Annotated in this window: 12 protein-coding genes; 5 read left to right on the plus strand and 7 right to left on the minus strand. The window is 65.3% G+C overall.

Features of this window, described 5'->3' with window-relative positions; translation table 11 throughout:
• The first annotated feature begins 204 nt into the window (after positions 1-204).
• Positions 205-2,343: a thioredoxin domain-containing protein gene (locus ABYV89_RS00925; protein WP_432821036.1), complete on the plus strand. Its 2,139-nt coding sequence runs from the start codon at positions 205-207 to the stop codon at positions 2,341-2,343.
• A 124-nt stretch (positions 2,344-2,467) separates the two neighbouring features.
• Here the strand turns inward: ABYV89_RS00925 and ABYV89_RS00930 are convergent, their stop codons facing one another.
• The 3 genes from ABYV89_RS00930 to ABYV89_RS00940 are packed head-to-tail and all read right to left on the minus strand — an operon-like array spanning position 2,468 to position 5,897.
• A complete protein-coding gene (locus ABYV89_RS00930) occupies positions 2,468-4,117 on the minus strand; it encodes a putative manganese-dependent inorganic diphosphatase (RefSeq protein ID WP_432821037.1) in 1,650 nt (549 codons plus the stop codon).
• A gap of 32 nt (positions 4,118-4,149) precedes the next feature.
• Positions 4,150-4,959 carry a DUF3108 domain-containing protein gene (locus tag ABYV89_RS00935; RefSeq protein ID WP_432821038.1) on the minus strand — a complete coding sequence of 270 codons (810 nt, stop codon included), beginning with the start codon at positions 4,957-4,959 and terminating at the stop codon, positions 4,150-4,152.
• Positions 4,956-5,897, minus strand: a complete 942-nt coding sequence (locus ABYV89_RS00940) for a calcium/sodium antiporter (protein ID WP_432821039.1) — start codon at positions 5,895-5,897, stop codon at positions 4,956-4,958. The genes ABYV89_RS00935 and ABYV89_RS00940 overlap by 4 nt, the downstream gene beginning before the upstream one ends.
• A gap of 401 nt (positions 5,898-6,298) precedes the next feature.
• Here ABYV89_RS00940 and ABYV89_RS00945 point away from each other — a divergent pair, with 401 nt between their 5' ends.
• Together ABYV89_RS00945 and ABYV89_RS00950 are read left to right on the plus strand one after the other, a co-directional pair.
• Positions 6,299-6,592, plus strand: coding sequence for an ArsR/SmtB family transcription factor (locus ABYV89_RS00945; protein ID WP_432821067.1), 294 nt, complete (start codon positions 6,299-6,301; stop codon positions 6,590-6,592).
• Positions 6,589-7,764, plus strand: a complete 1,176-nt coding sequence (locus ABYV89_RS00950) for a class I SAM-dependent rRNA methyltransferase (RefSeq protein ID WP_432821040.1) — start codon at positions 6,589-6,591, stop codon at positions 7,762-7,764. The genes ABYV89_RS00945 and ABYV89_RS00950 overlap by 4 nt, the downstream gene beginning before the upstream one ends.
• 85 nt (positions 7,765-7,849) lie before the next feature.
• Here ABYV89_RS00950 and ABYV89_RS00955 read toward each other — a convergent pair whose 3' ends face one another.
• From ABYV89_RS00955 to ABYV89_RS00970, 4 genes are read right to left on the minus strand one after another with little or no spacing between them, the layout of a single operon-like run.
• On the minus strand, positions 7,850-8,677 hold the full coding sequence (locus ABYV89_RS00955) for a methyltransferase domain-containing protein (protein WP_432821041.1): 828 nt from the start codon (positions 8,675-8,677) through the stop codon (positions 7,850-7,852).
• Positions 8,656-9,459 (minus strand): alpha/beta fold hydrolase, encoded by an 804-nt coding sequence (locus ABYV89_RS00960; protein WP_432821042.1) that lies wholly within the window; start codon positions 9,457-9,459, stop codon positions 8,656-8,658. Before ABYV89_RS00960 ends, ABYV89_RS00955 begins: the two co-directional genes overlap by 22 nt.
• Entirely contained in the window at positions 9,456-10,631 is a 1,176-nt protein-coding gene (gene bioF / locus ABYV89_RS00965) for an 8-amino-7-oxononanoate synthase (protein WP_432821043.1), read from the minus strand. The genes ABYV89_RS00960 and bioF overlap by 4 nt, the downstream gene beginning before the upstream one ends.
• Complete coding sequence (locus tag ABYV89_RS00970) at positions 10,619-11,434, minus strand: 6-carboxyhexanoate--CoA ligase (protein WP_432821044.1); 816 nt, start codon at positions 11,432-11,434, stop codon at positions 10,619-10,621. The genes bioF and ABYV89_RS00970 overlap by 13 nt, the downstream gene beginning before the upstream one ends.
• Positions 11,435-11,572: 138 nt before the next feature.
• On the opposite strand from ABYV89_RS00970, the gene ccsA reads away from it, so the two are divergent.
• Together ccsA and ABYV89_RS00980 are read left to right on the plus strand one after the other, a co-directional pair.
• Positions 11,573-12,373, plus strand: coding sequence for a cytochrome c biogenesis protein CcsA (ccsA, locus tag ABYV89_RS00975; RefSeq protein ID WP_432821045.1), 801 nt, complete (start codon positions 11,573-11,575; stop codon positions 12,371-12,373).
• Between the two features lie 16 nt (positions 12,374-12,389).
• On the plus strand, positions 12,390-13,451 hold the full coding sequence (locus ABYV89_RS00980) for a cytochrome c biogenesis protein ResB (RefSeq protein ID WP_432821046.1): 1,062 nt from the start codon (positions 12,390-12,392) through the stop codon (positions 13,449-13,451).
• The last annotated feature ends 117 nt before the right edge of the window (positions 13,452-13,568 follow it).

Genomic DNA, 13,568 nt, shown 5'->3' on the forward strand with positions numbered 1-13,568 from the left:
ACCCCTCCTTCACGGGGCATTTTTTTGCCCGGCATCCGCCCCCCTGCTTCAGCCCGCACTTCCTGCAGCATCATTGCCAAACCCGTTCCGGGTGATACAGTGTAGTACTAATCTCAACAATGGCCATATCCGGATAAAGTCTGTGTCCTCCAATCCATAGTTTACGGATGGAAACGAGTCCAATGAAACACGCCCGGAGGCATCATGACCGCAAATGATCATGCCGACCCGACAGCTCGGCTTTCCCGAATCGACACCCGCAGCCTCCCTGAAGACGGCGGGCCCGAATACAACCGGCTGATCTTCGAGAAGAGCCCGTACCTGCTTCAGCACGCGGACAACCCCGTCGACTGGTTTCCCTGGGGCGACGACGCCTTTGCCAGGGCCCGGCGCGAAAACAAGCCGGTCTTCCTCTCCATCGGCTACTCGACCTGCCACTGGTGCCATGTCATGGCCCATGAATCCTTTGAACATCCGGATGCGGCGGCCGTGCTCAAGCGGGGCTTCATCGCCATCAAGGTCGACCGCGAAGAGCGGCCCGACATCGACCAGGCCTACATGACCGCCTGCCAGATGCTCACCGGCAGCGGCGGCTGGCCCCTGACCCTGGTGCTCACCCCCGACAAGGAACCCTTCTTTGCCGCCACCTACCTCCCCCGGCAGGGCCGTTCGGGGATGGCCGGGCTGATCGACATTCTCCAACGGATCGACCAGGCCTGGCGCACCGACCAGGCCGGCATCCGCCAGAGCAGCAGCCAGATCACCCGCGCCCTGCTTGAGCACAACCTGGCAACGGGCGACAGCCGGCCCCTGGTCGATACGCCGCTGAAGGACGCGGCAGACGACTACCAGAAAAGCTTCGACCGGGAGTTCGGCGGCTTCGGCAGCGCCCCCAAGTTTCCCTCCGCCCACAACCTTTCGCTGCTGCTGCGCCTGGCCCGCCGCTTCAACGCCCCCCCGCTGGCGCAGATGGCCCTGCAGACCCTGCGCCGGATCCGTCGCGGCGGCATCTATGACCAGATCGGCCACGGCATCCACCGCTACTCGGTCGACCGGCAGTGGGTTGTGCCCCATTTCGAAAAAATGCTGTATGACCAGGCGATGCTGATCCTCGCCTGCATTGATGCCTTCCAGTACAGCGGCGAGGCGGACTTTTGCCGGACCGCCCTGGAGACCGCCGGCTATGTCTGCGGCGACCTGCTCGATCCCGGCGGAGCCTTTCACAGCGGCGAAGACGCCGATTCCGAAGGGGCCGAAGGAACCTTCTACGTCTGGACGCCGGCACAGGTTCACCAGGTGCTCGGCCCTGAAGCGGGCACCGTCTACTGCCGCACTTTTTCCATTGATGAGACGGGGAATTTCGAGGGTAAAAGCATCCCGGTAAGGCACGAAGGGCTTGAGGAGCTGGCGCAGAAGGCGGGGGTCGAGCCGGACGCCCTGGCCGGCCTGCTCGAAGAGAGCCGCGAAAAACTGCTGGCCGCCCGGCACCAGCGGCTGCGGCCCCATCGCGACGACAAGGTTCTCACCGCCTGGAACGGGCTGGCGATCGCCGCCCTGGCGAAAGCCGGGGCGGTCTTCGGCCGGCCGGAGCTGATCGAAGCGGCCCGCCGGGCGGCCGGCTTCATCCTCGGCAGACTGCGGCGGCCGGACGGCCGGCTGCTGCGCCGCTGGCGGCAGAATGACGCGGCGGTGCCCGCCTTTCTGGAGGATTACAGCTTTCTCGCTTGGGGACTGTTCGAACTGTACCAGGCCGGGTTTCATACCAGGGATTTGAGAACGGCGCTGGAGCTGACCGAGCAGATGCTCGAACTGTTCGACGACGGCCAGGACGGCCTCTACGATACCGGCAAAGACGCCGAGGCGGTGCTCGACCGGGGCCGCTCACTGCAGGACGGCGCCCTTCCCTCGGGCGGCTCGGTGGCGGCCCTCAACCTGCTGCGGCTGGGGCGCCTTTGCAGCCGGACCGATCTCGAACAGCGCGGCGAACGACTGCTGCAGAACGGGATGGCCCGCTTTGCATCCCATCCCCAGGCCTATGCCCAGCACCTGATCGCCCTCGACACCGCCCTCAGCCCGCCGACCGACATCGTGCTGGCCTGCGGCGCCGACGTCCCGACCGCCGCGCCTTTTTTGGCCGCCCTGCTCCGAAAACTGCTGCCGGAAGCCTCGCTCATCCTGAGCCGGCAGGCCGACCCGGAGTTGACCGCCCTCGCCCCGGCCGCCGCCGGCAAGCCGCCGATCGGCGGAAAAACCACCGCCTACGTCTGCCGCAACCGCAGCTGCCAGGCGCCGGCGACGACGGTGGAAGAGATGTTGCGACAGCTGGAAGAAAACCCCTCATAGGAGCACAATAACTGCCCTCTTCCCCTTGTGACGCAGAGGTCGCGAAACCATCCAACCAAAAAGGGGACTGGCTCCGCAGGTGCCAGTCCCCTTCCTTCTTCCTTCTTCCTTCTTTCGCCTTAACCTACCCCTCCAGCACCCGCAGCAGGTGCGGCACCAGCTGCTTCTTGCGCGACAGCACCCCTTTGAGCTCGTAGACATTCTCTTCTATCTGCGGATAGCCGATCACGTAGGGGAACTCGCGCCCCCCCAGGGCGAGCAGCAGGCTGGTCCCCTGGACGATATCGGTCACCAGCAGTCCGGCGGCGTCGAGCCCGCGCTCTTCCTTGAGCTTGGCCAGGCTGTCGGCGATAGCGTCTTTCATGGCGTAAAATTCGTGAAAGCTGACCACCTCGACCTGGCCGACGCCGAAGGAGCGCTGCCCGGCCTGGTATTCCTTGAAATCGGCCAGGAGCAGCTGACGCACCGTGGGATAAGCCGCCAGGGCGCTGCCGGCGGAGAAGAGTCGCTGGCCGTATTCCTGCGGGTCGAGCCCGGCCAGTCCACCGAGCCAGCCGGCGAACTCCCGGTCGAGCTCGGTGGTGGTCGGCGACTTGAGAATCACCGTATCGGAGAGCAACCCGGAGAGCATCAGTCCCGCCGTGGCCCGGTCGGGGGTGATCCCGGCCTCGCGATAGAGGGTGGCCACCACCGTGCAGGTGCTGCCCAGGGGCTGGTTGATAAAGCGGATCGGGTAATCCGTGTGAAAATTTCCGAGCCGGTGATGGTCGACCACTTCGGTGATCTCCACCTTGTCGGCGCCGGCCACGGCCTGGGACAGTTCATTGTGGTCGACCAGTACCAGCTTGACCGGCGACGGCGTCAGCAGGGTGCTCTTGGTCGCCACCGCCGCCACCCGCCCGTCGCCGTCGAGCACCACCGCGCCGGGGTCGCTGCTGTGCATCAGCTTGAGGCGCAGCTCGTCGAGGCGGTCCTGCAGCCCGACGGTCAGAAAATCAGAGCGGACCAGGCAGCGAACCGGCGTGGCCAGGCGGGTCAGCCAGGTGCTGGTGGCGGTGTCGAAGGGGGTCGAGAGGATGGTGACCCCCCGCTCCTTCCCCCGCCGCACGATGTCGTCGGCAATCGGCAGGCTGCCGGTAACGATCAGCACCCGCACCCCCGCCTCGACCCCTTCGCGCAGGATGAATTCGCGGTCGCCGGTAATCAGGATGATGCGACGCGGGTCAAGAGGGGCGATCTTCTCCCGGAAGGTGGCCGAAGCCATGGCCCCGACGTAGAGGTCGAGATCCTCCTCGGCATGTTCATCGACCAGGTTGATCGCGGTCGCCTTGAGGCACTGGCGGATCGAGTCGGGCGACGCGGTCACCCGGCGAATCTCCGCTTCCAGACTCGGCACCAGGAATTTTTCGGAAACCTTTTTCAGCACCAGCAGCCCCAAGGGGTGCCGGTCGTCGTCCAGCACCGGCAGCAGGCGAATGCTGTGGGCGTGAAACAGCTCGAGCGCTTTCGACAGGGGGGCATCCCCGGCGATGGTGACCACCTCGCTGCGGATCACGTCGCGCACCCGGGGATAGACATCGAGCAGCAGCTTCGGCCGCGGCACGCCCAGGGTGTCGATCACGAACTCGGTCTGCCGGTTGAGGTCACCGGCCCGCGCCGCCTCGATGTTGTCGACCCCCTGGCTGGAACGCAGGCGGGCGTAGGCGATGGCGCTGCAGATGGAATCGGTATCGGGATTTTTATGCCCGATCACGTACGTGGTGGTGCTTTTCATTCTGACTCCTCGATGACCCGCTTCAGGCGGGTTTATTCTTTTGCATGGGCCGGCTCCGCCAGCGTTCCGTAAACGTCGCCGAGACCGATCACCTTTTCGACGATCCCCCGGGCCGGCAGCCGGTCCTTGTCGAACCAGATATAGAGGGCTCCGCCCGCCGTATCGAACACCTCGGGGTCAAGGATGACCTTGACCAGCAGACCATTGGCGGGAAAAAAGTCCTTTCGCACCCACAGGGGGCCGGGAAGCACAGCTGCTTCGATCGTCGCCGTCCCGTTCCGGGAAAAGGTCGGAATACGGTAGTGACCACCGGGGACGAGCGGACCGAAGAAACCGGCCTGAAAGTTGAAAAATGCGGTGAGGATATCGTTGGGCGGCGCCCCTTCGGCCATCGGCAGCACCTCTGCGGCACCGAATGACCCGTCGCGCCCCCGCTGGTAACGCACCTGCCGCTGATCGTGATCGAACAGATACCGCTTGCTGCGGTCCTTGCTCTTCTCCCCCCGTCCCTTGATGATCTGCGATTCGTAGGAGAGCGCCCGCAGCCGTCCATCGGCTGACTTCTCCATCACCGAGACATAGCGCTGCACCCGGTCCGAAGTCAGCCAGGCGGCGACCCCGAGGGTGCGCGCTTCGAGCACCGCCCGGTAGGTTCCCGGTTGAATCCCGGCGGAAAACGACAGGGACCCTTCGGCGATGGAATCGAACCAGAGAAAGTCGATATCGTAGCGCAGGCTTTGCCCGAGCCAGCGGTCAAAACCGGCGGCGGAAGGCGGCTCCGCCGCTGCCGGTGCGGCAAAAGCGACGAAGAACATCGACCACAACAGCAGGGTGCGTTTCATAAATAAAGCACTCCGACAAAGAGACAGTAACCGATCAGCAGAATGGCCCCTTCGGGGCGTCCGAGCCGAAGTCGGCGCCCGGCCAGCGGAATCAGCGCCAGGCAGAAGAGCAGCATCAGCGGAAGCTCGAAGCGCAGCACCGAAGGGTCGATGGCCAGGGGGCTCACCATGGGACAGATGCCGAGCACGAAAAGCACGTTGAAGATGTTGCTGCCGATCACGTTGCCGACGCTGATGTCCATCTCCCCCTTGCAGGCGCTCATTACCGAGGCGGCCAGTTCCGGCAGGCTGGTGCCGAGGGCGACGATGGTCATCCCGATGACCAGTTCCGACAGCCCCAGCGCCCGGGCGATGGTGACCGCCGAGCGCACCATCAGCTCGGCCCCGAAGCCCAGCCCGATGATGCCCAGCAGAATCAGCACCAGGTCCCGGCGCCGCGAAAGCCGTTCCTTCGCCACCAGGTCTGCGGGAGCCGGTCGTTCCAGCCCCTTCTCCCGTGCACTGCGCAGGCAGTAAACGAGAAAAGCGAGCAGCAGCAGGAAGAGGACCAGGCCGTTACCGAAACTCAGCCGCCCGTCGAGGGAGAAGAGCAGCAGCAGCACCGATGCCGCAATCATGATGGGAATCTCCCGCAGCATGGTGGAGCGGGCTACCTTTATCGGCGCCAGCAGCGCGGCAACCCCGAGGATCAGGCCGATATTAGCCACATTGGAACCGATGATGTTGCCCGAAGCGATATCGGCCGAGCCCTTGAAAGCGGCAAAGAGGGAAACCATCAGTTCGGGCATGCTGGTCGCGAAGGCGACGATCGTCATCCCGATGATCAGCGGCCTGATTCCAAAAGAGAGAGCCAGGCGGGAACTCCCATCGACCAGGAAGTCGGCGGCATAATAAAGGATCAGTAAACCAACGAAAAACAAAACTGCAGCCATCAGCATGCGGGCGGAAATTCCTTTTAGGTGTCCGGGACAAAAATAGTGGGCGCCTGGGCAAGTGCGGCTCGCCCTGCGGGGTAATTTCGAGTCATTTCGGGGGTTGCCGAGGCAGCAGCGCCGCCGGCACAGCGAGACATCAAGCCTCGGCCCCTCACGGCGGCAGCAATCCAATGGCCTGGAATTATTGTCAGAATTAGCCCCAGTGGAGAGCTGCCAAGCCCCGCCGGCGCTAAGTCTACCCGCTGTTGGCGATGAAGTCGAGTCCTTCCTGCGGGAAACTCGGCCGGAACCAGATTATTTGTTGACAGATCCTGTTCACAAGAAGCATAATGCAAATTCATATATTTGGTTATTGTCAAGAAAGACCTGTGCAAGCAGGGGGGAGGTTGCCGATGGAAACCGCAGTGGAATTCGACAAATCACAAAGCTTTGACCGCGAGGCCGAAATCCTCAAGGTCCTGGGGCACCCGGTGCGGCTGAAAATCGTCGCCGGGCTGATGTCCCAGTCATGCAACGTAAAAAAGATCTGGGAGTGCCTCGAACTGCCCCAGGCGACCGTTTCCCAGCACCTGGCCCTGCTGAAGAACAAGGGGGTCATCGAGGGGCGCCGGGAAGGGGTCGAGGTCTACTACCAGGTCGTTTCCGACCAGGCCCGCAGGATCGTCAGCGCTCTCTGCGAGTGTTCCCCCTGCAAATGACCCGACTGGTTCTGCGTTCGGGACATGACCGCCGCGTCCGCAGCGGCCACCCCTGGATCTTCAGCAACGAAATCGACCATATCGAACCGGAATCCGCCGCGGGAGAGGCTGTTGAGGTCTTCAGCAGCCGCGGCGATTTTCTTGGCACCGCCTATACCAATCCCCACTCCCTGATCGCCGCCCGCCTCCTCTCCCGCCGGCGGGAGTCGATCGACACTCCCGACTTCTTTCGACAACGGATCCAGGCCGCTCTCGACCATCGCCTGGGCGTCTACCCCGACGAGACGGCCCTACGCATCGTCCACGGCGAAGGGGACGAACTCCCCGGCCTGGTGGTCGACCGCTACGGTGACGTGCTGTCGATCCAGCTGCTCACCCTCGGCATGGAACAGCGGCGGCCGGCGATCCTCGCGGCCCTGCGGGAAACTTTCCGCCCGCGCGCCATCGTCGCCCGCAACGACGTGGCGGTGCGCGAACTCGAAGGGCTGCCGCAGCAGGTGGAACTGCTGGAGGGGGAGCTGCCCGCCGAACTGATCGTCACCGAACACGGCCTGAAATCGCGGGTCGACATCCTGGGCGGCCAGAAAACCGGGCATTTTCTCGACCAGAAGGAAAATCACCTGGCCCTCAAGGGCCGGGTCGCGGGACGCCGGGTGCTCGACCTCTTCTGCTATTCGGGCAACTGGTCGCTGCACGCCGCCCACTTCGGCGCCAAAGAGGTAATCGGCGTCGACATCTCGGCCGGCGCCGTCGAACTGGCCAGGGACAACGCCCGGCTTAACGGCTTCGGATCGACCTGCTCCTTCGTCAAGGCCGACGTCTTCGACCTGCTGCGGGAGATGGGCCGCGACCGCCAGCGCTTCGGCGCCATCGTCCTCGACCCGCCGGCCTTCGTCAAAAACCGCAAAAAGCTCAAGGAGGCGATCAAGGGCTACCTGACGGTCAACCGCCGGGCGATGGAACTGCTCGAACCGGGGGGCACCCTCTTCACCTGCTCCTGCTCCTACCACATGGACCGCGAAACCTTTGTCGACACCCTGCGCCAGGCCGGCCAGCAGGCCGGCCGCACCCTGCGGCTGCTGGAGATGCGCGGCCAGGCCTACGACCACCCGGTGCTGCTCGCCTGCCCCGAAACCGAATACCTCAAGTGCGCCGTGCTGCAGGTGCTGTAAAAAAAGGACGGCAGCGGCCGTCCTTCGTCATACTCCATCCTTCCAGGGGCGCGGCCAGCAGCGCCTCTACCGCGAACCTGCCCTGCTAGCGAACCACCCCCGTAGCGTATATCACCTGATAGGTCGCCGGAATCTGCCCAGCGGCAGCGTGCCGCTCCCGGTAAATCTCCATCATCCGCTGCATGACCCGGCGCGAGGCCAGCCCCGCGGGACTGTCACTGCTGGCGTTCTGGGCGCCGATCTTTTTCAGGCTGCGCAGCAGGTCCGGCACGTCGGCGTGCCGCTCGACCTCGAAGACCGTCTCAACCTGGACATCGGCAAATCCGGCGCCTGACATGGCCGCTTGCACGGCATCCAGGGTCGGAAAACTCTGCACGTGCGACCCCCGCGAACAGCCGCACTCGGCCACTGCCTGACGGTGGGCGTCGCGCAGCTCGCAGAGGGTGTGCTCACCGAACAGGGCCAGGGCGAAACGGCCGCCGGGCCTCAGCACCCGGGCGCTTTCTCCAAAGGCCTGCGGCAGGTCGGTTACCCACTGGTACATCGAGGAGGAGAGCAGCAGGCCGAAGCCGTGGTCGCGAAACGGCAGGTTGCGGGCGTCGGCATCAAGGGGCATGGCGCCGCTTACGACGCCGGCCGCATGCCGGGTCATGCCGTGGGCGAGGTCGGAAATCACCAGCGGCAGCCGCGGATAGGCGGCGGAAAATTTCAGCCCGAGTACGCCGGTGCCGGCCCCCACCTCGAGCACCGGACCGGTCACCGCGCCGGCAGCGCGCAGCCGCTCGAGCAGCCCCTCGACCACCCGCTTCTGCACCACGGCGTAGCGGTCGTAATCACCGGCATGGTTGGAGAAGTGCTGCCGCACCCGGCCGCTGTCGATCTCGGGGCGGCTCATGCGAGAAACTCGCGCCATAGCCGGAAAACCTGCTGGGGGCGGCTGAGAAACGGGGCGTGGGCGAGCCCGGGCAGCAGCGCCAGCCGGGCACCAGGGATCGTCTCCGCCAGGCAGCGGCCGGCGGCCGGGAGGGTGACCTGGTCCAGGTCGCCATGCATCACCAGGGTCGGGCAGGCGATTCCGGCCAGCAGCGGCCGCTGGTCGATGGTGCGCAGGGTGTCCAGGGCGGCCAGGGCCACCTGGGGTTCAGGCAGGCGCCCGGCGCGAACAACCCGATCGATCACCTGGCGATAGCGTTCGCCAGTGAGGGTTTCACCGGCGAACATCAGCTCGAAAAAACTCCCCATGGTTTTGAGATAATTACGGTTCAGGTTACGGGCCATGGTGCGCACCTGGACATCGGGAAGGCCGTGTTCCCAGCCATCACCGGCGGCAAAGCGGGGCGTCGAGCCGACCAGGATCAACCGGTCGACCGGCCCGGCCGCTGACTGGCAGAGTTCGATGGCCACCTGCCCGCCCATCGACCAGCCGAGCAGGCTGAAGCGCCCGATGCCCAGCGACTGCAGCCACAGCCGCAGATCCGCGGCGAAATCGGCAAAGCCGTAACCGTCGCCGGCATCGCTGCCGCCGTGGCCGCGCAGGTCGGGCGCCAGTACCCGGAAATCCTCCGCCAGCGACTCCATGGCCTCGGCGAAAACCGCCGACGACATGGCCCAGCCGTGCAGCAGGAGCAGCGGACGGCCGGCCCCCGCTTCGCGCCAGGTGAGGCGCCGCCCGTCCGGCAGGGTGAAAGACTTCATCGCGGCAGCCCCGAAAGGGTCTCGAGAACCAGCTCGGCGGCGGCAGCCAGCTCTTCCGGCCGATGATCGGCCATCAGCGTGGCCCGCAGCCGGCAGCGGCCGGCCGGGACGGTGGGCGGCCGGATCCCCTGGACGAAAACCCCGGCATCGAGCAGGCGCCGGGCCGCCTCCATGGTCGGTACCGGTTCACCGGTCAGCACCGGCACGATCTGGGTCACGCTGCCGCACAGGTCGACGCCCCCCTGCTGCAGGCGATCGGCAAAGAGGCCGCGGTTTGCCTCCAGCGCCTGCCTGCGCTGCGCCCCTTCCGGCCCGTCCACCAGGTCGAAGGCCGCCAGGGCGGCCCCGAGGTCGCCGGGAGGCAGGCTGGTAGAGAAGATGAAGGAACGGGAGCGGTTGATCAGGGTGTCGATCACCACCCGGTCGGCGGCCAGGTAGGCGCCGAAGCAGCCGAGGGCCTTGCCGAGGGTGCCCATGTGCAGATCGACCCGGTCGAGGCAGCCGAGCAGTTCGGCCGTCCCCCGGCCGCTGGCGCCGAGGACCCCGGTGCCGTGGGCGTCGTCGACCATCAGCAGGGCATCGAAACGCTCCTTAAGCTCGACCAGTTCGACCAGCGGCGCCAGGTCGCCGTCCATGCTGAAGACCCCGTCGGTGACGATCAGGAAGCGGCCGCGGCGGCGACTCGACTCGGCCTGCAGCAGCGACTCGAGGGCGCCGCAGTCGCGGTGGGGGTAAACGACGGTTCGCGCTCCGGAGAGCCGGCAGCCGTCGATGATCGAGGCGTGATTGAGCTGGTCGGAAAAGATGACATCGCCGGGATCGACCAGCCCCTGCAGGATCCCGGTATTGGCCGCGTAGCCCGAGTTGAAGACCAGCGCCGCCTCGGTCTTCTTGAAGGCGGCGATGCGCTGCTCCAGCTGATCGTGCAGCTCCATGGTGCCCGACACCAGCCGGCTCGCGCCGGAGCCGACGCCGAAGCGCCGGGTCGCCGCGCAGCTCGCCTCGATCAGGGCGGAATGCCCGGCCAGCCCCAGGTAGTTGTTGGAACAGAGCAGCAGCACGTCGTGCCCGTCGAGCATCACTCGCGGGCCCTGCGGCCCGGCAATGGTCTTCAGGGTCCGCAGCATCCCCTGCCCCTTCAAATCCTCCAGCCTTTTCTTCATTTCCCGCATGGTAGCTCTTTCCAGTCGCTGGTGCCGCCGATGTCGCCGACTTCATCGATCAGCAGCACGGCATGTTCAAGAAACGCGGTGAGGACATCCCGGTCGAATTCATCACCGCGCACGAAAAAAGCCCGCCCGCCCCGCTCTTCACCCAGCGGCTTGAGATGGGGGAAACGGACATAGCCGTGTTCGCGGGTCGCCACGTAACCGGCGGTATAGTCGGGATCGTCGGACCAGCACAGCTCGGCCAGCACCTCGGGCGCGGCCAGCACCTTGGTCGCCAGCACCAGGGCTTCGCGCACGTGGGGGTTGTCCAGCCCCTGCCGCGCCAGCCGCAGCCGCAGTTCCCGCTGCGCCGCGGCCGTCAGATCCATGCGGCTGGCGCGCACGCCGCGGGCGGGGTCGGCTTCGAGCCGCGCGCCGCTGACCGCATCGACGAGCATGGCGCCGCGCATGCTGCGTCCGTCGGGGGCCGCCCCCAGGGCGATCCGTGCAATGGCGGCATCGGCGGCCCGGGCATGCACTCCGGCAGCCAGCAGCAGCTCGCGGGCCGCCTGCCGTCCCTGGCAATGGTCATCCACCCGGATCGTACGCAGGTCGAGCAGTCGGCCATTGCGGATCGACTCGGCGGGAACCAGGTCGACCCTAAGGCTGATCTGTTCGGCCCGGCCGCGGGGATGCCGCAGGGCGCGACCGACCATCTCGGCGGCCAGGCGCTCCAGGTCATCGGCCGCGGCCAGGCGCTCGCAACCGGAAAGATGACTGTCCAGGCGGCTGGATCGCATACGCAGGCTGTAAAGGGGCTCGCTCATAGGCGGGAAAAATATCATGAGCCCCAGCAATTGTCAACGCAAGACACCCCTACGGTTAACAATCATCTTGACATGATTTTTTCACCTCCTTGTGGTAGGCTCGTCGAGTTTTCATCCCACTAACCCCTGGAGCACCCAATGACGGAGATCGCCGCCCTGCTGCTCAAATCCGCGTTTGCCTGCTACCTGCTCTCGGCCAACCTGTACCTGCTGCATGTGGCCGTCAGGCGGCCGGTTCTCTGGCGCAGCGCCTTCGGCCTGGTTCTCACCGGCTTCGCCCTGCACAGCGCCTGCCTGGGGCTGCGCTGGTACCTGGCCGGCTACCTGCCGGTCACCAACCTCTTTTCGACCCTCTTTTTCTTCAGCTGGGCGCTGGCGGCAACCTACCTCTATTTCGAGCTGCGCTACCGGATTCACGCCTCCGGCCTCTTCATCATGCTGCTCAACCTGCTGCTGCTCGGCACCGCCCTGACCCGCGACACCGCCCTGCGGCCGCTGATCCCGGCGCTGGACACGCCGCTGTTCACCCTGCATATCGCCTTCTCGTTTCTCGGCTACGCCTTTTTCGCCATGGCTTTCTCCATTGGCGTGCTCTACCTGGTACAGAAACGCCTGGCTTCCCGCCTGCTGCCGGAGCTGGCCCTGCTGCGCCAACTGAACGAGGAGTCGGTTTTTCTCGGGTTCTGTTTTTTCACCCTCTGCATGATTTTCGGCAGCATCTGGGCCTATGTCGCCTGGGGTTATTATTTCTCCTGGAACATCAAGGGACTCATGTCCTTTCTGGTCTGGCTCTTCTACGGCGGCATGTGTCACGCCAAGTTCGTCAGGCGCTGGCAGGGGACCGGCTATGCCCTGCTGTCGATCGCCGGTTTCGCCATCGTCCTCTTTACCTACCTGGGCATCGGTCTGCTTATGAGCAGCAATCATCCCCTTGACTGAGCGAGGAGACCAATCCATGAGTACTCGATCCTGGCCGCATACGGCGTGGAAATGGCTCTGTTCGTTGAAGCTGGCCATCGTGCTGGCCTCGCTGGCAACCCTGCTGGGTCTCGGCGGCGCCCTGCTGATCCCGTTCAATCCGGCGATTTTCGGCGGCATGGACGGCATGCCGCTGGGGCGCTGGCTGGCGACCTTCGGCAGCCGCCACCTCGGCATGACCTGGTGGCTGTGGCTCGGCGGCGCCCTGATCCTGCTGCTCGGGATCAACACCGCCTGCTGCTTCATCGACTGGCTGCGGAACCTACGGGCCCGCTGGCGCAAAACCGGTGAATACCTGATCCACCTCGGTTTCGTCCTGCTCCTCGGCGCCTACCTCTGGGGCAGCCTGGCCGGGTTTCGCAGCGAAGGCACCCGAATTGCCGTCGGCGAAACCATCGCCATCTCGAACATGCCGGGATACTCCCTGCGGCTTGACGCCTTTGAACCGATCATGAACAGCAGCGGCCGCCCGGTCGACATGCGCAACGAGCTGACTCTGCTCAAGGGGGAATCGGTCCTGGTCCGCAAGGTGGTAAAGACCAACCAGCCCCTCACCTGGCGCGGCCTGGCCGTGCTGGCCGCCTCCTTCGACCAGGACAATGACGGTTTCCTGTTCGATCTCGCCGGTCAGGGCCGGATAGAACTGCGCAACGGCAGCCGGCTGGCCCTGGCGGACGGCGGTCAGCTCAGCGTCCGCCAGTACCTGCCCCACGCGATCCGGCTCGGCAACGGCCAGGTGGTCGCCGGGGGCAACACCCCGGTCGACCCGGCCCTGCTCTGCGAGATCACCCGGCCGGGGCAAGCGCCCCGGCAACAGTGGTATTTCCTGCGCGGCCCGCTGCCGCAATGGCTGACCCAGAGCGGGCTACGGCTGATCCCGCGGGCGCCGGTCTATTCAACGGTGAGCATCCTGACCGTCAATCGCGATCCTGGGGCGGCCATGGCCATGGCCGGGGCGGCGGCAATGACCGCCGGAGTGGTCCTGGCGATGCTCTCCTTTTACTACAAACGGGGCCGGGGCGATCGCCCGTCCCTGTAAACCAGGCAGGCGGCCGGGCCGGGCTTCGATTCTTCTTGAAATTCATGGCTTTTCAAAATATTATTAATTTTATTTTGTAATGTGCGCCACCATCAATCAACGCTTCCCGCAACCAGC

Origin of the sequence: Trichloromonas sp. (assembly GCF_041583255.1) — a bacterium.
Taxonomy (GTDB): domain Bacteria; phylum Desulfobacterota; class Desulfuromonadia; order Desulfuromonadales; family Trichloromonadaceae; genus Trichloromonas.